Raw genomic sequence first — 19,475 nt, 5'->3', positions numbered from 1 at the left:
CCCCCCCCCCCCCCCCCCCGAGGAGGTCGGCGCCGGCGCAGAGGTTGCGGACGTGCGGGTCCGCAACGTTTCCAACGACCGATCGTTTCCCGGCGTTGAGGTATGAGAACATCGCGCCGTCCGCACCGTGCAGATCGGTGCCGGATGCCGTCCAACGCCGATAGTCGTCGCCGTGCCGCGGCTCGACCTTGACCACGTCGGCGCCAGCGTCGACGAGAAGCTTGGTGGCATACGGCCCCGCGACGCCCGTAGTGAAGTCGATTACCCGGAAATCGCGTAGCAGAGAAGGGACTCGAGGCGGCATGCTGGCGTGGCTATCTGGTCACCGCACCGGCGCGTTCGACGGCGTGGCGGCGTCGGCGTGCCCGGGCGACTGTGCGGCGGGATGGACCGGAACCCCACCCTGGCGCACGAGGTTTTCGGCAACTTCCCGCTCCCAATACTCGTTGGGGCGATCGGTTTCGATCTCGAATTCAAAGCGGTCGGTCATCTCCGGCGTCACGTCGTCCACGTCGACGTAAAACTGCTCGTACCACCGACGCAGTTGATAGACCGGACCGTCTTCTTCGGTCAGCAGCGGATTGTCGATGCGCGCCTTGTGCTTCCAGATCTCCACGTCCTGCAGAAAGCCAATCTCCACGCCCTTGGCGGTGCCTTCGGCGATCTTCTGGGTCAGCTCTGGGGAGTTACCCGGTTGCTTCTTGACGATCACGCCGAACTGCAGGACGAAACTGGTCGGAGTGACCGGATAGTGGCAATTGATCAGCACCGACTCACTGTCTGCCTTGCCGTGCGAGCCGTGCAGCCAGTTGATCATGTAGGCAGGGCCGTAATAAGTGGCGTCGGAGCGGTTCATCTGCTGCCTATCGCCGGCAGCCTTGGTGTAGTTGGATCGCAATGAGATGTCGTCGCGAGCCGTCGACCTCATGAACTGGCTTGCCGTATGGCCCTCGAAGACGTTCTTGAAGTACGTCGGGAACGAGTAATGCACGTAGTAGAAGTGCGCCATGTCGACGATGTTGTCGACGATTTCGCGGCAGTTCGCACCCTCGATGAGGATCGAATTCCACGTCCAGTCCGTCCATTCGTCGGAGAAGGCGGCGTCGATCCGCGGGATGGTCACCCCGGGCGGCGGCGGATTGCCTTGCGGGTCGTTGTAGACGAACAGCTGCTTGTTCTCCTCGAGCACCGGCCACGACTTGGTTCTCGCCAGCCGCGGTACCCGCCGGGCGTACGGGATCTGCACACACCGCCCCGACCCCGACCAGCGCCAGTCGTGGAACGGGCAGGCCACTTCGTCGCCTTTGATAGTGCCCATCGACAGGTCACCACCCATGTGTCGGCAGTATCCGTCGAGTACGTGCAGTGCCCCGGAGCTGTCGGCGAACACCACGAGCTTTGTCCCGAAGACCTGAACCGTATGCGGCATGCCATCACGGAAGTGCTCGGCAAGTCCAATACAGTGCCACCCTCGGGCGTAGCGGTCGGGCAGTGCTTCAGCCTCTATCGCCCGAACGGCCGATTCCACTGACGCCATCACCCCTCCGATGTTCGTCGTCGAGCAAGAATGGCAGCGGCTTGCGCCGCCCTGCAGTCATCCTGGTAAGTGCCCCCGCATTGCGACATGCGCACTTCCATTCAGCGGAAGCCGACGGCGGCGGCGGGGTGCACCGGGCGGTTGCGCATGCGAGGCATGCCAGAAAAGCCGTGCCAAATGTCGGCGGCTCCGGTTCTCACGGCGGCGACCAACGCATCGGTACGAACGGATTGCGTTGGGCCACAAAGCGATAAGGCGACAGGGCCGCGGTCGTCGTGGACCTCGACAGCCGCGGCAACCACTGTGACGCCGAGCGCACAGCCCTGCGAGTCGACCGCGACGCCGCCACGGTCGCGGACCCGCTGAAGTTCACGCTCCAGCTGTGCACGCGAGCGCACGCTGTAGCAGGTGGGGGCGGTTGCGAAGGTCAACTCCGGCCACTCGTCCACGGCAATCGCTGCCAGCAGGGCACGGCCCGGCGCGGTCAATTCGACGGGCTGTCGCGCCCCCACACCCCACGAGGGGCCGGCTTTCGGCCACAGGCCGGTGCGATCCAGATGCAGGATTTCCGAGCCGACCAGCGTGCTGAGATAGGCCGTACACCCGGTCTGCCGATTCAGCCGCGTCATCACCGGAAGTGCGGCGTCATGCACGCCGCGCTGCCGCACCACGTGTGCACCCAGTTCGAACATCCTTATGCCCAGCCCGTATTCGAAGCCAGACCGCTCGACCCAGCCGAGCTCCACCAGCCGCTGCAGGATTCGATGGGTCGACGACGGCGGCAAATTCGATCGTCGCGCCACCTCGACGAGGGTGAGGGGCCGTTGGCCCATGAAGGCGTCCAACACCGTAGAAACCCGATCGATCATCGCGGCGGGCGCCTCTTGAATCTGCATCGCTGCCATACGTACCTCCGGGACTCAGAGTTGTCAGATGATGCCTTCATGTCATAATCTGACACAGGAGTCTAAGCACGCTGTTGCGGCTGTGTAAAGCGGAGACACGGGTTCAGCACAGAAGCCCACACCGGAAGTCGGCCCGCGCGAAAGAAGGGTTGCCCGGTTAATGTTGAGTGCGGCTAAGGAAGTGAGGGGCCCGTGACCAGATCGGCCAAGCCGTCGTTGACCGAGCGACGCGCCGAGGAACTCCGGCTCGAGATCGCACTGACGGCACGAGATCTTTTCGTCGCCGGCGGGGACACGTCGGCCACCGTGGAACGGATCTGCGAGATCGTAGGCATTGCGCCGCGGACCTTCCACCGGCACTTCCCGGTCAAAGAAGACGTCATCATGCCGCTGCTGCGCAGCTTTGGAGAAGTCAGCCTGCAAGTCTTAGAGCAGTCCGGCCCCAACGCGGACCCCGTCGACACGCTGGTCCATGCCTTCACCACCGAAGTGGCCGAACGCCACGTCGAGGAATTCGACCGCAAGTTCATGACGCTCATCGTCAAAGACGCCCAATACCGCCTGCGCTGGCTCGACTGGGGCGAGGATCTCAGCGAGCCGATCACCGAGTTCCTCGCCCGTCATTTCCATCTCGGCGAAGATCCCTTTCTGCGCACGCTGCCGGCTCACCTGATCATCGAGACCGCCCGCCAGGTATACATCCAATGGATCGATTCGGGGGACTTCGCCCAACTGGAAGCGTCGCACCGCGCGGCGATGCAGATGATCCTGTCTACCTTGCGACGACGCGGATAGGCAGTCAACGCCACCCAGCCCTGGCGATCAACCACATCTTCGGCCGATATCCCAGTAGCTGAAACCCGACATTGTGCGACGCATGACGACGTCGTAGCGTCCCGACGTGTCCTCTACCGCCGAGTCCAGCACCCGTTCATCCGACGTGCACCCCGAGAGAGCCGAGCGCGTCGCGCGCTGGGACAAGCAGGCAGACGTCGTCGTCGCGGGGTACGGCATCGCGGGTGTCTGTGCCGCGATCGAAGCGGCCCGGGCCGGCGCTGAGGTCCTCATCCTCGAACGCACTGGTGGATGGGGCGGCGCCGCAACACTGTCCGGAGGGATCATCTACCTCGGCGGCGGCACGCCGCTGCAGACGGCCCTGGGCTTCCATGACTCGGCGGAAAACATGGAGGCATTCTTGCTCGCAGCCGTGGGCCCGGGCGCAGACCGCGCCAAGATCGGCGAGTACTGCCGCGGCAGCGTCGAACATTTCACTTGGCTCGTCGACTGCGGCGTACCCTTCCGGGCGGCGTTCTGGGGAGAGCCGGGCTGGGAGCCACCGCACGACGAGGGCCTGATGTACTCCGGCGGGGAAAACGCGGCGCCGTTCGACACGATCGCCACCCCGGCACCTCGCGGGCATCTGCCGCAGATGGAACACAAGCGCACCGGCGAGAAGGGCGGCGGATTCATGCTGATGAAGCCGCTAGCCGGGACTGCCGAAACCCTCGGTGTCCGAGTCGAATACGACACCCGGTTACGGCGATTGATCATCGACGAGGACGGCCGAGTGGTCGGTGTCATCGCAACGCAATACGGCGAAGAGCTCGCAATACGCGCCACGCGGGGCGTGGTCTTGGCCACCGGGAGTTTCGCGCACAACGACAGCATGGTTCGGGCGCACGCTCCGCGCTTGATCGGCCGGCCCGCGGCAGCCATCGAGGAGCACGACGGCATCGGCATCAGGGTGGCCCAGGCGCTCGGGGCCGACACCGCCCACATGGACGCTACAGAAGTCGCGTTCTTGGCCGATCCGCAGCTGGTGGTCCGCGGCATTCTGGTCAACGGCCGTGCGCAACGCTACATCACCGAGGACACCTATCCAGGCCGTATGGGTCAGGCCACACTGATCCAGCAGGACAATGAGGCCTACCTGATCATCGACGAGGAGTCGCTGGAACAGGCCTTGGACAGCAAGACCGCCGTGCCGATCCGTCGGCCGCCGACATGGGCGGCGGAGTCCGTCGAGGAGCTCGAGGCTGAAATCGGCCTGCCCTCAGGTGCGCTGCGAGCGACAGTGGCCGTTTACAACCGGCATGCCTCGTACGGCTCGGATCCGCTGCTCGGCAAGAAACCCGAATGGGTGAAGCCGATTAGGACACCGCTTGCCGGCTACGACTTATGCGGTTGCACAGCCGGTTTCACGCTCGGTGGGCTGAAAACAGATGTCGACTCGCGGGTGATGCATGTCTCGGGGAATCCGATTCCCGGACTATATGCAGCGGGCCGCTGCACGTCGGGCATCTGTGCGGGCGGTTATGTCAGTGGAGCTTCACTGGGTGACGGCAGCTTCTTCGGCCGCCGCGCCGGTATTGCGGCCGCAAAGGACTGAACCGGCTGCGCCGCTTGTCAATCGGGCTCGCCGGCGATGGTGATGAACAGTGCTTCTGCCTCTGCGACGAGATCGTCGTCGGCGCGAATCCGCCCTACTGCGCGGACCTTTCGGCCCTCGACCGCTTCGACCGTGCCCCGCAGGTGAAGTTGCGTGCCCGTCGCGACCGCTCGCCGGAACCGAACATCGAGCCGCACGGTGACTGCCCGAATATCCTGCGCCTGAACGAGAGTGCTCAGCAGCGCGTCTAGCATCGCCGCGACGAATCCGCCATGGACTATCCCCGGCGGACCCTCGAACAGCGCGGTGGTCATCACGGTTGCCGTCGCCTCGGTTTCGGAGGCGCTGATCCGCAGGGGTATGCCCATGGGATTGTGGGTGAACACTTCCCACGGTTCACCACCGCGCAACCGTGCGATGGCGCTGCGATCCAGGTGCTCTCGCCGACCCCTGGCCAATACCCGTGCAGCTAGCATCTCGTGCGCGCAACTGACCAGCTGAGTCGCTTTGTGCATCGTCGGTGCGTCCACGTCGGTGATGGACGCGACCACCATGAGTCCTCGGACTGCGGTGACCAATTCTCTTGCAGCCGAGAACACCTCACGCATGCCGGCACCACCCATCGGTTACGCCCTGAACCGCTTGAGGTATGAAAGCAATCGGTAGGCTGGTACGGCTTTCGGCCAGTCACGAGCTCTGAAATAGGCGTCCGATCCGCCATCGACGAAGACAATGCTGCCGCAGAGGAAGTCCGCAGAATCGGAGAGCATGAAGATGGCCCAGTCGGCAAGCTGCCCGGCGTCGCCGTAGCCGCCGATGGGGACTGGAAACGATCGAACAGCCTTCGCCTCCCTCGGGTTCGACAGCTGCTCTTCTAGAAGAGGCGTCAAGATCGCACCCGGGGCCAGAGCGTTCAGGCGGATACCCGAACCCGCCCACAGCGGCGTCACCGCAGTCAGCCTGACCCAATGGCTCACGGCGATCTTTGACGCGGCATACATTAGCGCCGGAGCGATCCGGCCGAGAAAGCGTACGGAGCGCACCGCTTTTTCGGCGTCGTGTGCGAGCAACGCACGAACGGTACGCCGCGGAACTGCCGGTGTGGTCGTCGTGGAATTGCTCGAGAAAACGACGACCTTAGCCTTGGGAGTTGCCGCCAAAGCCGGCTGCCATGCCTCGAGCAAATCTACGACACCGAAGTAGTTGACCTGGGCGATTCTCCGCGAACGATCGGGTTGCGCGGCGGGGCCGAGACCGGCTGCCAGCACGGCACCGTCCAGTGCCGCATTCGCGGCATTCAGGACGCGATCGGCGGCTTCTTTCCGCCCCTCGGGCGTCGACAAGTCGGCGACGACGTCAGCGGACTTGATGTCTACGCCGATCACGGTGTGTCCGGCGTCGCGCAACTTCTGCGCGGCCGCGTGTCCCATTCCCGAGGCTGCTCCGGTGACGGCATAGGTGCCCACGGCGATCTCCTTGCGACGGGTTGTGTGCAGGACGGGTGGTCAAGTCGACGCCACGATCGTGCCACCATCGACCGCTGCAGGGAGATCTGCGACCGATGGGTGGAACACGAGGCGCCACCAGACGGCCATGCGACGACTACGAGGGGTCAGCGTGCCTGAAGGCCAAGGCCGTGCCAGCCCGGGGAAGCGATTGGGTGTGGTCGCGGCGGGCCGCCTTCATCTGCTCACCCGGGTACCGCCGTTCGTTAATTTCAATCCCGCCGTAGTGATCGGGAATCACTTGTCATCGCCGGCACCTCGCCTGGCAACTGTGCGACCCGATCTCAGTCCGATCGATGGTGTGCTGGCCAGGGCGATGGTCAAAGAACCAGTGCACCGGTTCGCGACCTGTCGCGCGTTCGCCGCAGCCATGAGCGAAGCGGGCGCGAAACGGAAGAGCACCACCGACGCGACGCAAGCGGCGGCCACCATTGAGACACCGTCGCGCGAGGACACACGTTCCCAGCACCCCAATCACATTGGAGCAGCAGCTCCATGGCTAAGCTGCGAGCGGCGTTAATCGACGCCGGTGTGGTGGCCCTAATCAGCCCCTTCGTCGACCATCACACCTTTTGCACTCAGGTCTCGGAACCGCAACATTTCGTCATGACGTTTAGACTGGCGAGTGTGAACGCCCCAACAACAGAGGCTGCTTGCCCCCGTTGTGGGTTGCCGGTCGGCGGCCCTCTACCCGGCGATGGGCCCCGCCGGGGGCGACGAAGAATCTGGTGCTCGACCGCTTGCCGGCGGGCGGCACATGCGGAGCGAGTTGCCGCCGAACGGACCGGAGTCGCCGTCCGGGTTGTCGAAGTTCCACGGTGCTCCCCTGCCGTACTGCAGCCCGTTTTCGTGGCTCGTCCGCCGACGGCCGACGACATCGAAAAGCATCTCCTCAACGATCCAGGAAGCTGTGCCCGCCTAATTACTGAGCTCACTGCCCGCGCCCGCAGGAAAGAGCTCGACAAGCGCGTGCTGCAGGCGGCACGCGAACTTGCGCGGGTTCTACTGCCGAATGCCTCGCGCTACTAGCCAAACACCGTCTTGCCGTGCTGGCAGATCCGAGTGCTGTTGAAAGGTGTGCAGTCGCCACCACGACGGGGATTGCCTAAAAGCAATCCAGTTCGCCGGGCCTAATCTGGCGACGGCGTGCCGGTTCTACACGAAGCGACCCATGACATTTAGCCGGCTTGTGACCGATGTCTTTCACCGCGCGATAGTGCATTTCGACATTACCGATTCGATCCAACCAATCGCCGCGTCGACAGACTGACGTAGAGCCTGTGGACCACATCGACCAGTTTGCTTCCGTGGCTGATTAATTCAGCTACACGCGAAGAACTCGGGAGGTTTGGGAGTTCGCCAGCCCCGTGTCGGCGCCCACGAAATGCCCCCTCCAAGCTGGCCGTGCGCGTTGACGAACTCCCCGCGTGTTCTCCATGTCGTCCAACATCAACGCCGTCAAATCCGTGCCAGTTGCGAACCCTCTGACGACCGGTTCGGATCATCCTCGGGCGGCCATTTGTACGCGACCTGCTAACCCCTGGGATCGGCCTCGTCGACGAATTCAACAGGTCGAACGTGCTGACCGCGGACCTTGGCGATCTCATCTCTGGAGCCAACATCAGGGAAGCAAACAGATATGTGTGGGCCGAGGCGAGCCGGCCAAAGTCGCCTCGTATGCTGGCCCGTTTTTCCAAGAATGCGGGCGTTGTTTAAGCCCCGCTGAAGGAATGTTGGTTCGTCTGATCACCGGTTTCCGGCGGCCTCGTCGCCAGCGTAGGTGGACACTGGAGCGCAGACGGCGTGAGCCAGGGTCCGGTCGTCGCCACCTTGGCACGGGGCGGGGCGCGGCACCCGACGTGCCACGCGGCAAACGGGCGTGAATGACCCGTCTAAGCACCTAATAGGCTGTCTCGGAGATTGGGCTCCTGGGTGCAGCCGTAACGCTTTTCGCGGCCGACACGTGGCAGGCCGCCAGCTCGAATCGGTCCGAGATAATCACGTATGGCACTTCGCGCTGAGCATCTGCGTATTGCCTGTGCGACTCCATAAATCGAACCGTGCCGCTCTGAACATCGATGCGTACGGCGAGCTTGTGCAGCAGGCGAACCTGGCTGCGAGCTGATCGCATCTCGATAGATCGCCCCACCCCTAACACGACCGGTTGGACCGTTAGGCACCAGTCGCGACGAGGTCTCCCGAGCCCGCCCGACACGGACTGCCGGTGGTACCAATCGGCAGCCTCGGCGACGGCCTTGCAGACATTTTGCCGCACATCGCCAAACGGGTTCGGGTGGTTTGTGACGCTTCGACTATTCCGTACGAATCAAGTTTCAGGTGATCTGCCTGACGCCGATTCCTGCAATCGTTTTAGGTTGCGCCACAGAGCGTGCGCATCGTCAGCATCGATCACGAACTGCTCGTTGATGCCGGCGGCAGAGAGGTAGACGTCCTCCAGGTCGCCCGCCCGAACCGGGTTTCTCTGGCGGTGTTCGAACTCAGCCAACTTCGCCAGCGCGATCCGGTACCTGGCGAGGTGACACACAATGTCGGTCAATAGCACGGCCCTCTTGCGGGCAGCCTCGATGAAGGTCGGCTGTGACGGAACCGAGCTCAGTTGACTGTGCGGAAGCAGAGGACCTGTACGTCTCGCCATCGCTCGACGATAAGGGCTGAGTCGCCAGCTATGCCACAGCCCACGGCGATTTTCGTCCTGTATGACGGCTTAAGACTTCTCGCGAAGTAGCACTTCGTCGAGAAGCAGCGGGAACTTCTGCGGTGCAGTAGGTTTCGTCATTCAACAACGCGCCGCGACAAACACCAACGAATTTCTCGTGACCGTCGCGCTGCAGGGTCGGGCCCTCGTATATTTGAGCGATGATCACGTCCGGTACAGACCACGGTCCAGTCGAACACCCGGTTCCGAAGGCGAGCACCCAACTCCTCACGGTCAAGGACGTCGTCGATGCGTTGCGAATCAGTCGCTCGTCGGTGTACCGGCTGTTCGACAGTGGTGAACTTACATGGGTCCAGATTGGGAGTAGCCGCAGAGTTAGATCAGAGGATCTCACGCTGTTCATCGAACAGCACCGGCGTCTTGCATCCTGATCGTCAGTTCCCCACCGCAACCGAGGTCCGATTATGGCCGAACGTCGCCAGCTTCCACCACAAATACGTCGCATAGAGGTCAAACAGCGCGGCAGCAACAAGACTGCGGTGCGCTACCAACTCACCGTGGACACGGGGTATGTCGATGGGAAACGCAAGCAGCTCCGCCGCCGCTTCAACACGGAACAGGAGGCACGTAAAGCCCTCGCGGAGGTGCAGGGCAAAGTCGCCTCGGGAACCTACGTTCAACCAACAACACTGACTGTTGAGCAAGCCTGCGCCGAATGGCTCGCGTCGCGTCACAAAATCAAACCGACGAGTGCGGCGGGCTACGAGTATGTGCTGCAACCGATACGAAGTGAGCTCGGCGGCATCCCGGTCCAGAAGCTGACTCGGCGCCACATGGATGACGTGATCGTCAAGCTGCGGGCAGGCGGTCTCGAACGATCGAACGGTCGCTTCCGCAAGGCTTGGAGTGCGAGATCGTGCAACTACATGCTGACCGCGCTTCGCCAAGTCCTGGACCAGCTGGTCGCCGAGGGCCTACTTGTTCGTAACGTCGCCACTCTTGTGGACCGCGTATCGGGCAAAGCCCGAGGCGCACAAACCTTTACCGCCGACCAGATCGCAGTTGTGCTGAATGAGTTCGCTGAAGACCGCAACCGCCACGCCTGGCATATGGCCCTGGCCGGCATGCGGCGTGGTGAAATCGCCGGACAGCGCTGGGAAGACATCGATCTGGAAAACAAGGTCATCCGGATCGGCCGAACTCGCCTCGACATCAAGGGCAAAGCCGTCGAGTCCGATGAGGCGAAGTCCGAATCCTCCAACCGCACGCTCCCTCTCCTTGCTCCGCTACTGGCTGAGCTCAAGGCGGCGAAGGCACGTCAGGCAGCCGAAAAGCTCTATCTCGGAAGCGCTTATAGCGACTTGGGATATGTCGTGTGCAATGAGGCTGGCGAGCCTTATCATCCGTCGACGCTATCGAAGTTGTGGGCCGCCGCAATCGCCGATCTCGATGTCCCTCAACTTCGCCTGCACGACGCCCGCCACACCTGTGCGACATTGATGACCCTTCAGAAAGTGCCAATTGTGTTGGTGGCAGCGTGGTTAGGGCACGCCGATGTCTCGTTCACAATGCGCACGTACGTCCATTCGCAGCCTGATGCGCTGAAGGAAGCTGCAGAGAGCTTCAATCGGCGGACCACCCGGGCGTGAAGACCCTAATCTGGGCAAACCGGTCAAGGTCTGCGCACGATAGGTATGATGATCTTGGCGAGAGGTTGAGTCGGGCAAGAACGACCGCGTCGCCACAAATCGGGCAGACGGGTGGGCTCCCGTCTGCGCAGGAATTCTTTGACGCTCAGGACTCGATCGCTTGTATTCCGACGAAAGCGGCAAGCTCGCTGGCGTCTCGGTGAACGTCGAAGGCACGGAGCAGTTCGATGTAGCGCTGCTTTTCGACGTTCCAGTCGTACTGCCACTCTGTGGGGTCCTGGGTGGCGGCAAACACCAGATCGGCGAGAAGCCTTGTGGTGCGTCCATTTCCATCCGTGAATGGATGGATCCGGACGGTCTCGGCGTGCACGGTGATTCCGAGTTCGCGGGCAGTCCAATCGTCCGTGTGTTCCCATCGGTAGGCGATGTTTTCGATTGCGTTACGCAGTTCGACGGCGATCCGTTCGGGTGCGACACCGATGTTGACTTCGGTTCTTCTCCACCGGCCGCCCCATACCCAGACAGCGCCGTAGAGCCGGGTATGAAGATCACGCACGAAACGGTCGCTGAGCAGCTCATCGAGCGGTAGAGAGCCCTCGATCGCCGCAGGCATCAGTTCATCGGACACCTGGTTCTGGAAGCCCTGTTCGAGGTCGTAGACCGCGGCCCGGGTGATGGGTTCGTCAAGGATCTGGACGGCCTCGTCAAGGAGAAGGCTGAGTTCATCATGCGGAAGTGGAGTTTCGCCGTAGCCCGGCGCCAGGGGCATTAGCGCTTGGGCGTTTGCCGTGAGGCGATATAGCTCGCGACCGCAGCGGGGCGGACGTAGCCGGCGGGAACCTCGCGGTTCTCGAGCTTGGCGGATGCCTTGGTGGCCCGGGCGACGGCCTTCTTGACGGCCGCCTTCCTGACGACGACCTTCTTGGCAGCTGTCTTCGACGTTTGGCGCTCCACGTTCCACCTCCTCGGCAAGTAATGCTACCGGCGCACGGAACGCCCGACCACGGCGTATTGCGAGAAACGGGTCATTAGAGTCATCGACGGTCAGTTCCCCCGGTATCAAGCGCCGTTAGGCCGTGACTTAGAGGGCAGTCATCTATGGTCGGAGCCATCTCGCGGAGCGCTGTACACGAGATGGACGACAGCGCATCACGGAGTTAAGGCGGTTCCTCGAAGCGAGGAGTTTCGCAACAGTTGTGACAACCCGTGACAATCTAGGGGCTGATCGAACACGCGTGCACATCAGCCGAAGAGCGAACTACCAGCTTAGAGCATATTTCTTTAGTCGGGCTGACAGGATTTGAACCTGCGACCACTTGACCCCCAGTCAACTTAGGTGTGTGCGCCACTGTGCGGATATGTCCAGAAAGCGCAGGTCAGCGCGGGTCGAATGTCCAGACTGTGCCGTATTGTTCGGTCCTGTTCGTGCCTGTCTTGGCCCACTGCTGGCCCACTGGACAAGGCCGCCGACACAACCGCTCCCGAGCCGTGCTGCGGTGCTGCCGTGAAATCGTGACCACCGTACATCACTCGTTAGACCGCCTAACCGATTCGGCGTTGCCGACATGCCCCGGAATGCACCGCCGCTCGATAAGCTGGACCCGTCCTCTCGGGGACACGTTTGGTTCGCGGTGAATATGGTGATGTGAATGTCAGGGCCGCCCCGTGCCGGTGTTCTCCCACTGGCCGGGGCGTTCTGGCGTGTAAGGGCCGCCGAAAGGCCGCCTGAGATCGACGGATGCCACCGCCGGGAGATCCTCACGCTGCGGGCTTGGGACCTCGACCGGGCGGCGTCCCGGCCGGAGGGTGTGCCAACCCACCGACCGGAGATCCTTGGGGCCGTCTAGCCGACCGGTCGCACGATGGTGAAACTGTTCGGCGCTGACCCTGCCAGGATCGCCGAGCGCCACGGACCGTTGTCGGCGACCGGGATTGACAACGCCTTGCACACGTCGGCGTGGCCGACGCAACCGCCGTCAAATAACTGCCTAGCAATCGTCGCAACCGCTGGCCAGCATCGCAGTAGCAGCGGCACCACGTCGGCACCGGCGGCACGTTCGCCGCTGGCGCACAGTTGATCTTGATCGACACGTCCAGCGCCGTCGAATGCCGCGTGCAGCTCGCGCAGGTTCGGCCGCCGTTTCGCGACGCCACGGGCCTGCGCATAAGGTCCCGAATACGCGATCTGCGCTGCGTGACCTTCGGGCAAGTCGTCGAAGCTGGTCTCACCGGTCGGGTGGCTGAACCCGTCACCGACGCGGTCGCCATCGGTGATCACCGCATCGCACAACGTGGCTCCGTGCAGCACGCCGACTACTGCATGACCAGATTCGTGATATGCCAAGGCAATTCGTTGATGTTCGTGCTTGATCAAATTCTGTAGCACTGACATGGGCACGTCCTTGTTCTTGAAGGTCAACGCTGCGAGGCGGTCGACGGCGCTGCGCTGTGTGCTGGTCATCATGCCGACTCACCTGCGATTGATACCGCCGCGATGACTTTCTCGACACCGATCACGAGCGATCTTTCGGCGATGACCGCGAACACCTCGGAGTCCTCTGCGGTCAACGGGACTTCGCGCAACACGACCTGATCCCGCCAGCCGTACACCGGACTGGTGGCCACCAGCACATCGGACAAACCTTTGACATACCCGCCACCGAAACACCAGGCATGGCGCGCTGGCGTTTTGGGTGCCGAGCCGCTGCCGACCAACAGCATGGCCTGTGCTGCGGGTGATGTCCATTGCGCCGAGGCATGAATCACGCCGAGCGAATTGGTTTCGGCGAGAGCGCCTTCCAAGTAGCCGAGGGCGGCGGTCAAATCCGGTGCGCTTGCGATCACGTCAGCACGGGCCAGCAGTGTCGCGGAGAACGACCGCTCGGCCATGATCGGCTCACGCATCCGATGGATCTGCTGCACCCTTGTCCGTACCTCGTCGCGCGTCGCGGGCTCTGGCGAGCAGGAATCGAACGCCCACGTCGTGATCGCTTGGAATGGAACGGTATTCGGGTCCTCACGCACGCCGGTCTTCAGATCGAACTCGTCGCTGCCAGGGTCGACACACCACGGCGAAGACCACACACCGGACGCCAGGTCATCGGAATAGTTACCTACCGGGCGAATCTGTAGACCGCTCTCCAAAAACCTTGAGGGGCCAGTGTTCTCGAACCACGTCGTGCAGCCCCACAGCCCAGGGCTGGACGGCGAGATCAGCGGTGCCCAAAATCGCTGAGGCGCAAGGGTATTCGACGGCCAGGCTACCTCGTCGGCGTTCACGGTTTCGACGGTCATACTCGCACTCCCATTCGTTGCAATTCAGCGACCGCGTCGGTCTTGCGGGACCGGGTCCCACGACGGCGCGCCTGCGCCTGCTCCTCGCGGATCTGCTCGGCGCGGTCGAGGTGGCGTTGCAGGGACAGCGCGGCGGTATCCAGCTCGTGCAGCGAATTGACCAAACGCTGATTCACAGACAGAGCACCGCGCATCTGGTCCTCCGGGCGGGCGTTCTGCAAAAGGTCGCTCAACCTGCCCGACACCGTTCCGACGTGAGATGTCAACGCGGCCAGCCAGTCACCGGTCGTGAGCGTGTCGTCGACGAGCACGGGCGGTTGTGGGCGCTCAGGTAGCTCACAGAGCAGTTTCACTGCGCGGCCCCGGTCGCGTTCCGGTAAGTGTTTGGCCGCTTTCTGGCTGTCCGACAACGTGACCATGGCGAAAACCTCGGCGACCAACCCATGTGTAGCTGCCGCAACCGCTCGCACATCCTCGCGATAAACGGTCGGCACCGGCTCGGCAGCGATGCGACGGGCGATAGGGTCTAAGACATCGAAAACCTCTGCCATGGCGTCAAACTCAGCTCCGTAGACCACTTTCATTCGTTGGTGTCGGCGCTGTCTTTGGTCGGCACGAGCGGCGGCTCGCTGCTCGTCGATCTCGGCTTCGTCGCGGCGGCGTCTCATAAGGTCACCCTCGGGTCGCGACCAGCCGCGTGGTCAAAACGTTTGCGGGACCGGCTCATTCGGTCACGTCTAACGAGTCGGGATACTTGATGACCGCTGCGAGAATTGCATCGGCAAATCCTCGGTCAAACAGACCGTTCTTGACCTCTGCGTCAACCGTTCTTTTGAAACGCCACCAGGAGAGCGCCTGCCGTGCCTGGATCATGCGTGGGTCGTCATCAGAGACGCCTCGGCTACGCAGGGCCGCGACAGAAGACCCCCAACTGCCCGGTGAGCGGCTGGCGGGATCGAAAATTGGAGCTGCTGCTGTGCTCGGTGTCATGTTGAAGGACACTATCCTTTCGGGGTGATGCAGGGCAGCCATGCTCTCAGGCCGCCGTGTCGGCCAGCGCCGCCAGCGCCGCCGCGATGGATTCCAACGCGGTCGCGCTCCGCGACGCGGACTCGGCCTGGCTCAACGCGGCCAGCGCGCTGGTGAACGCGATCCGCTCGCGGCAGCTCAGCAGGTCGTCGGTGGCTTCCAAGGTCTTGGCGTGCGCCGTCGCGAGCTGTAGAGCACTGCGCGGCTCACGGGCAATCGGCTTCAAGGTGTACGGGTCGACCTCGCACTCGGCAGCGACGCGGCACCGTTGCCGCTCGGCGGCCTGCGCCCAGAACGGCGTCGACCTGCGGTCGCGCGGCCTCTCGGTCGTCGTCTCGGTCATGGTCATTTCTCCGGTCTCTGGTCTGCGTCGCCACCGGCCCATCCCGTCCGAGTGAGCGAGCCCGGCGGCGACGGTTTCAGTATGCCGAGCAGGGGTGCAGAGCAGCCGTGCAGAAACCGCAGGGACGGATCTAACACGGCCCGCCCCGGTGTGACGGGAACGGGTCTAGTCCCGCTCAATCGGGCGCAGGTCCACCGCCAGCGCCTCGGCGAGCGCGCCGGGCAGCCGAGGCGACAGAGAGCCGCCGCCGTCGAGCCGCTGTGCCCACAGAGCTATCCGGCGCTGCTGCGCGATCAACTTCGCCTCGGCCGCCTCGACCGCCTCGGCCTCGGGTGTCGCATCGGGATCGGTGCCCGCCGCCTCGGCGCGCTTGCGGGCCTTGGCCTGCGCGACCAGCATCTCTACCGCTTTGCGGCGTCCGAACATCATGTGTCCGATCTCCTATCCGATCTTTTGGCTTAACCAGTCCCGCAGATACCCGACCTGTTTCGGGTCGGTCGCGTCATATGGCACGCCGAGCGAGCACTGTCGGCCCTTGCTGTGTTCGAGAACGTCATGCGCCACGATTGCCGCGCTGAGCGAGTCCGGGCAGTGGTCGCCAGCCTCCCAAGATGTCGCCGCGTCCTCGAAGTCCGGCAGAAAGCCCGCGACTTTGACGGTCCCGGTCTCCAAACCGACCAGCAACGCGGCGGCGCGGTCAACGTCGCTGCCCTTACCGCGCCCGCTGCCCACGGGCGGCCAACCGCTGACCCTGATCGCGTGCGGTAGTTGGTAGCGCGACATGGCGTCCTTGACGATCTGGACGTACGTCTGCCTCGCGGCGAACGCCTCTATTGCGATCTCGGACGCCTGGCAGTCTATCGCCAATTCTATTGCCACCCTTGCCCATTGCGCCGAGGTGAACTGCCCGGACTTGTCCGCGATGATCGCGACCGTGCCGTCTGTGGTCATCGAGCACGCCACGATACCGGTATCGTCGCCTCCGCGACCGCCGCCCTCGGCCGGATCGACACCGACGACGGTCATTCTCGGATTGCTTGGCGCGCAAGGCAATCGGGTCGCCTCGATCCATACCAGTTTGCAGAGACCGCCCTCGGGTGTCGACGGCATTCCTTGATAGAGGGCATAGAACCGGCGCGAGCCGAGCGAGCGCCGGATCTCGGCGAACCCGGTCGAGGTCTGGCCCAGCGCCGAGGTCATCGCCTGGCCCTGCGGTCTGCCCAGCGCGTCGGGAATACCGTTCTGCGGTTCGGCCAGAGCCGGGACGTTCACGTAGCGCCAGCGGTCAGACTCCTCGGCCAGTAGCGTTCCGATCAGGTCGAACGGTGACCAGCGCGTGCCGAGCACGATGCACGCTCCGCCCGCGTGGACACGGCTCAAGACAGTTGATCGGAACTCGTCGAGCGTGCGCTTGCGGACCGGCTCGCTCGACGCCTCGGCCGCATTCTTAGTGATGTCGTCGAGGATCAAGCAATCAGCGCCGAACCCGTACAGACCTGACATCAGCCCGGCCGCGAGCAGACCTCCCGCATGGTCAGCCACTCGCCACCGTCCCACCGCTGCCCGATCCTGCGAGAGCGAAAACCCAAGCGTCGCATGGTGTTCGGAGACCAGTTTGCGAGCGTCGTGGCTGGACTCGTGCGGAAGTTTGTCCGCGTAGGAGGTCAGGATCACCCGGCAGTCGGGATCACGTTGCAACGCCCATACCGTGCCAGCAATCGCGGCGGTAAGAGTCTTGCTCTCCCTCGGCGGCGCGCAGAGGATCAGCCTGCCGTTGGGCGTGCGGATCGCTTTCGCCACTTCGTAGCCGATCAGCGCCGAGGTCGGCGTAATCCGATAGTCGCGGATGATCCGCCGCGCCAGACCGGCGGGCGTCTGCGGTCGCTGGCGTTTCAAGGCAACCGATAACGCGCTGAGGTCGATCAGCCGTTGCGACCAGTTCGGTGCTGGTGTCTGTGTCGCGGTCATGTCCCTATCCTCGCGTTTCGGTCGCCGCACTTGAGTCGGCGTCAAGTGGTCACAGCCTGTTGACCTGCGACGATGCGCCGCCACGCGGTGCCAGTGGGCCGAGGTTGGGCCAGCGAACGGGACGGGATCGCCTCAATTGTCACTTGCGTTCACTTCTGTAACAGAGTCGGGCGGTTGGTTATCGGCAGCCTCGGGGTCCTCGAAACGCAAGCGCGGCGGATGCCCTCCGGCGTCGATCTCGCGGCGGAATTGGCAGGCGTACCACTCGATCTGCTCGGCGCAGGACACACCGCCATCGGCCAAGTGCTGACGGGTGATGTCGCCGTGCAATTCCCACAACGGGCTATCAGGTCCGACGCCCGCGACACAGATCAGCTCGCGTGCGGCGTCGAGGGCACGCCGTTGCACCTCGGCGGCCGACAGGGAACCGCTCGTAATCTGCTCGATCATGTCGGCCGCCGCGTTGATCGCGTCGGCGTCGGTGACGATGACCTGATCGCTCACTCGACCACCTCCGCGTCAATCGTGGGCATCGCCGGTATGGACTTGTCCGCTCGGGCCGCCACGATCTCCAATGCCTTGGCGCGGATGGACGGCACGTCGAGGCTGGCCGTCAAGGCGACCTCGGCGCGCTCGGGCGCGTAGGCACCTTGCAGCCGGGCGAGCTGGTCGCGAACCCGTGTCTTGGTCGTGGCGTACCGCTGGACGTTCTCGTCGTCGCCCGCCGCAGCGGCCCGGCGCAGACCCTCGGTCAGCTCCCACATGTCACCCTTGGCAGACTCGACCAGCATCCGCCTATCGGTCGCCGGGTCGTCCGGGTGCGCGAGCCGCTCGTGCCATCGCTTGAACGCGCGCTCGGCGGCACCGCGTGAGGAGAACCCGAGCGCCGAGGCGCATTCACTCCACGAGTAGCCGTCGCCGCGCATCCGCACGACCTCGCGGGCGCGCTGTCGGGACTCGTGCAGCCGCATCGTGTGCATGTCCTCATCCTGTCCGCAGTGGGTGCAGCCGGAAATTTTGACTATGGCGTCAATTACCAGCGGGCAGGCGGTGATCCTGCCACCGCTTCCCCCAGCCAGTGTTTGCCTCGACGGTCTGCGAACCGTGGGCAATATCTGAATCGTGGGCAACCGTGGAAACGTGGGCAGCATTTCGGCGTTACGCGAGAGAATCGAACAGTCGTTCGATAATCTGCCTATAAATACTGATAGAGATAGATATTTGAGGTATCGCACATATGCGCGTGCGCGAGGCGTTCGCGTAACGGGATAGACCTGCCCACGATTGCCCACGTTTCCACGATTCGCGGACCCGCGTTAGCTGACGGCACAGCGGCCGGTGTCTTGGTTGCTACGGCTGCGGGTCGCTCAGCCGATAGGTCATGTTTCCCTTGCGGTTCTCGCCCGCCTCGACCAGGCCGCCATCGTCGGCGACCAGGGCGGCGAGCACCTCGGCGGCATAACCGCGTTCCTGCCGTCCGAGCACGTCGGCGCACAGGTTTCTCTCGGTGACGGTCGTCCCGCCCGGCTTGTTCCGTAGCCAGCCGAGAACACGATCTGATGCCTTCGCAACCGCTCCGACGTGCGCTGATGCCTTGCTGCCTTCCCTGATCTCGTCGGCGTGCCCGCGTGCGGCGTAGGTCTTGAATCGCTCGGATGACAGCACGCGCCTAACCAGCGCCACAGTGCGGTCGGTCCCAAGCTCAACGACGTGCGCTGGCTGATCGGCGAGGCGCTGCGCCGCCTGCACCAGCGCGCCCAGCTCGACGCCTTGCGCGCCGTCGCCCTGGAGACGGTGGGCTCGAAAGCGTTCGGTCCGCGCTCCGGCCTGCCGGCGAGCGAAGCCGCGCTCTACGCGCGCGACAAGCTCAGGGTGGCCGAGGAGCGCGCCGGCGAGGCCGCCTGGCCGATCCTGACGCGCATCGTCATCGAGGGCGGCGGGGTGCGCGACTGCCGCGCCCTGGCGCCGGAGATCGTCACCCCTTGGCGCGCCGACGCCGTCGTCGTCGACCGCCTGCGCGTCGCGCTCGACCGCCTCGGCGACCTGCTCGGGGTCACGGCGCGGCGGCGGTAGGGGCGCCGCCGCCGGCGCCAGTCAGACCGTAAGGGAAGAAGGCGCGAGATCGCCCCGCGCGTGTTTTTCTTGCGCCTGCGCCGCGGCGAGCGGCCGCCAGGACTTG

23 protein-coding genes are annotated in these 19,475 nt (G+C 63.9%); 5 read left to right on the top strand and 18 right to left on the bottom strand.

Features of this window, described 5'->3' with window-relative positions:
• The 3 genes from ACLP9N_RS12415 to ACLP9N_RS12405 form a co-directional block, all read right to left on the bottom strand.
• Positions 1 to 304: CoA transferase (locus tag ACLP9N_RS12415; protein ID WP_442407688.1), on the bottom strand; the 304-nt coding region annotated here is incomplete at its 3' end.
• Between the two features lie 18 nt (positions 305 to 322).
• Positions 323 to 1,537, bottom strand: coding sequence for a Rieske 2Fe-2S domain-containing protein (locus ACLP9N_RS12410; protein ID WP_442407687.1), 1,215 nt, complete (start codon positions 1,535 to 1,537; stop codon positions 323 to 325).
• Positions 1,538 to 1,638: 101 nt separating this feature from the next.
• Positions 1,639 to 2,442 (bottom strand): IclR family transcriptional regulator, encoded by an 804-nt coding sequence (locus ACLP9N_RS12405; protein ID WP_442407686.1) that lies wholly within the window; start codon positions 2,440 to 2,442, stop codon positions 1,639 to 1,641.
• A gap of 192 nt (positions 2,443 to 2,634) precedes the next feature.
• Here ACLP9N_RS12405 and ACLP9N_RS12400 point away from each other — a divergent pair, with 192 nt between their 5' ends.
• Together ACLP9N_RS12400 and ACLP9N_RS12395 are read left to right on the top strand one after the other, a co-directional pair.
• Positions 2,635 to 3,237, top strand: coding sequence for a TetR/AcrR family transcriptional regulator (locus ACLP9N_RS12400; protein ID WP_442407685.1), 603 nt, complete (start codon positions 2,635 to 2,637; stop codon positions 3,235 to 3,237).
• 145 nt (positions 3,238 to 3,382) lie between these two features.
• A complete protein-coding gene (locus ACLP9N_RS12395; RefSeq protein ID WP_442407689.1) occupies positions 3,383 to 4,831 on the top strand; it encodes an FAD-dependent oxidoreductase in 1,449 nt (482 codons plus the stop codon).
• Positions 4,832 to 4,848: 17 nt separating this feature from the next.
• Here the strand turns inward: ACLP9N_RS12395 and ACLP9N_RS12390 are convergent, their stop codons facing one another.
• From ACLP9N_RS12390 to ACLP9N_RS12380, 3 genes are all read right to left on the bottom strand, one after another.
• Positions 4,849 to 5,454 carry a PaaI family thioesterase gene (locus ACLP9N_RS12390; RefSeq protein ID WP_442407684.1) on the bottom strand — a complete coding sequence of 202 codons (606 nt, stop codon included), beginning with the start codon at positions 5,452 to 5,454 and terminating at the stop codon, positions 4,849 to 4,851.
• A gap of 3 nt (positions 5,455 to 5,457) precedes the next feature.
• Positions 5,458 to 6,297: an SDR family oxidoreductase gene (locus ACLP9N_RS12385; protein WP_442407683.1), complete on the bottom strand. Its 840-nt coding sequence runs from the start codon at positions 6,295 to 6,297 to the stop codon at positions 5,458 to 5,460.
• A 2,365-nt stretch (positions 6,298 to 8,662) separates the two neighbouring features.
• On the bottom strand, positions 8,663 to 8,893 hold the full coding sequence (locus ACLP9N_RS12380) for a hypothetical protein (protein ID WP_442407682.1): 231 nt from the start codon (positions 8,891 to 8,893) through the stop codon (positions 8,663 to 8,665).
• A gap of 320 nt (positions 8,894 to 9,213) precedes the next feature.
• Between ACLP9N_RS12380 and ACLP9N_RS12375 the strand changes: the two genes are divergently transcribed.
• The gene (locus tag ACLP9N_RS12375; RefSeq protein ID WP_442407681.1) at positions 9,214 to 9,444 is read left to right on the top strand and encodes a helix-turn-helix domain-containing protein; all 231 of its coding nucleotides are present in this window, start codon (positions 9,214 to 9,216) and stop codon (positions 9,442 to 9,444) included.
• Between the two features lie 33 nt (positions 9,445 to 9,477).
• Positions 9,478 to 10,662, top strand: coding sequence for a tyrosine-type recombinase/integrase (locus tag ACLP9N_RS12370; RefSeq protein WP_442407680.1), 1,185 nt, complete (start codon positions 9,478 to 9,480; stop codon positions 10,660 to 10,662).
• Positions 10,663 to 10,807: 145 nt separating this feature from the next.
• Here ACLP9N_RS12370 and ACLP9N_RS12365 read toward each other — a convergent pair whose 3' ends face one another.
• The 12 genes from ACLP9N_RS12365 to ACLP9N_RS12310 form a co-directional block, all read right to left on the bottom strand.
• Positions 10,808 to 11,431: a Fic family protein gene (locus ACLP9N_RS12365; protein ID WP_442407679.1), complete on the bottom strand. Its 624-nt coding sequence runs from the start codon at positions 11,429 to 11,431 to the stop codon at positions 10,808 to 10,810.
• The gene (locus tag ACLP9N_RS12360) at positions 11,431 to 11,616 is read right to left on the bottom strand and encodes a hypothetical protein (RefSeq protein ID WP_442407678.1); all 186 of its coding nucleotides are present in this window, start codon (positions 11,614 to 11,616) and stop codon (positions 11,431 to 11,433) included. The genes ACLP9N_RS12365 and ACLP9N_RS12360 overlap by 1 nt, the downstream gene beginning before the upstream one ends.
• Before the next feature lie 889 nt (positions 11,617 to 12,505).
• Positions 12,506 to 13,126, bottom strand: a complete 621-nt coding sequence (locus tag ACLP9N_RS12355) for a hypothetical protein (RefSeq protein ID WP_442407677.1) — start codon at positions 13,124 to 13,126, stop codon at positions 12,506 to 12,508.
• Positions 13,123 to 13,956: a hypothetical protein gene (locus tag ACLP9N_RS12350; protein ID WP_442407676.1), complete on the bottom strand. Its 834-nt coding sequence runs from the start codon at positions 13,954 to 13,956 to the stop codon at positions 13,123 to 13,125. Before ACLP9N_RS12350 ends, ACLP9N_RS12355 begins: the two co-directional genes overlap by 4 nt.
• Positions 13,953 to 14,624: a hypothetical protein gene (locus ACLP9N_RS12345; protein ID WP_442407675.1), complete on the bottom strand. Its 672-nt coding sequence runs from the start codon at positions 14,622 to 14,624 to the stop codon at positions 13,953 to 13,955. Before ACLP9N_RS12345 ends, ACLP9N_RS12350 begins: the two co-directional genes overlap by 4 nt.
• A 55-nt stretch (positions 14,625 to 14,679) precedes the next feature.
• Positions 14,680 to 14,988, bottom strand: a complete 309-nt coding sequence (locus ACLP9N_RS12340) for a hypothetical protein (RefSeq protein ID WP_442407674.1) — start codon at positions 14,986 to 14,988, stop codon at positions 14,680 to 14,682.
• A 4-nt stretch (positions 14,989 to 14,992) separates the two neighbouring features.
• Entirely contained in the window at positions 14,993 to 15,328 is a 336-nt protein-coding gene (locus ACLP9N_RS12335) for a hypothetical protein (protein ID WP_442407673.1), read from the bottom strand.
• A 165-nt stretch (positions 15,329 to 15,493) separates the two neighbouring features.
• Positions 15,494 to 15,757: a hypothetical protein gene (locus ACLP9N_RS12330; protein WP_442407672.1), complete on the bottom strand. Its 264-nt coding sequence runs from the start codon at positions 15,755 to 15,757 to the stop codon at positions 15,494 to 15,496.
• A 12-nt stretch (positions 15,758 to 15,769) separates the two neighbouring features.
• Positions 15,770 to 17,296 (bottom strand): terminase large subunit domain-containing protein, encoded by a 1,527-nt coding sequence (locus tag ACLP9N_RS12325; RefSeq protein ID WP_442407671.1) that lies wholly within the window; start codon positions 17,294 to 17,296, stop codon positions 15,770 to 15,772.
• A 132-nt stretch (positions 17,297 to 17,428) separates the two neighbouring features.
• A complete protein-coding gene (locus ACLP9N_RS12320; RefSeq protein ID WP_442407670.1) occupies positions 17,429 to 17,800 on the bottom strand; it encodes a hypothetical protein in 372 nt (123 codons plus the stop codon).
• Complete coding sequence (locus tag ACLP9N_RS12315) at positions 17,797 to 18,276, bottom strand: hypothetical protein (RefSeq protein WP_442407669.1); 480 nt, start codon at positions 18,274 to 18,276, stop codon at positions 17,797 to 17,799. Before ACLP9N_RS12315 ends, ACLP9N_RS12320 begins: the two co-directional genes overlap by 4 nt.
• Before the next feature lie 370 nt (positions 18,277 to 18,646).
• Complete coding sequence (locus tag ACLP9N_RS12310) at positions 18,647 to 18,961, bottom strand: hypothetical protein (RefSeq protein WP_442407668.1); 315 nt, start codon at positions 18,959 to 18,961, stop codon at positions 18,647 to 18,649.
• Positions 18,962 to 19,006: 45 nt separating this feature from the next.
• Between ACLP9N_RS12310 and ACLP9N_RS12305 the strand changes: the two genes are divergently transcribed.
• Entirely contained in the window at positions 19,007 to 19,369 is a 363-nt protein-coding gene (locus ACLP9N_RS12305) for a hypothetical protein (RefSeq protein WP_442407667.1), read from the top strand.
• Positions 19,370 to 19,475 lie beyond the last annotated feature (106 nt).

The organism is Mycobacterium sp., assembly GCF_052144515.1.
Lineage (GTDB): Bacteria > Actinomycetota > Actinomycetes > Mycobacteriales > Mycobacteriaceae > Mycobacterium.
This window is presented reverse-complemented; position numbering and strand designations above follow the sequence as displayed.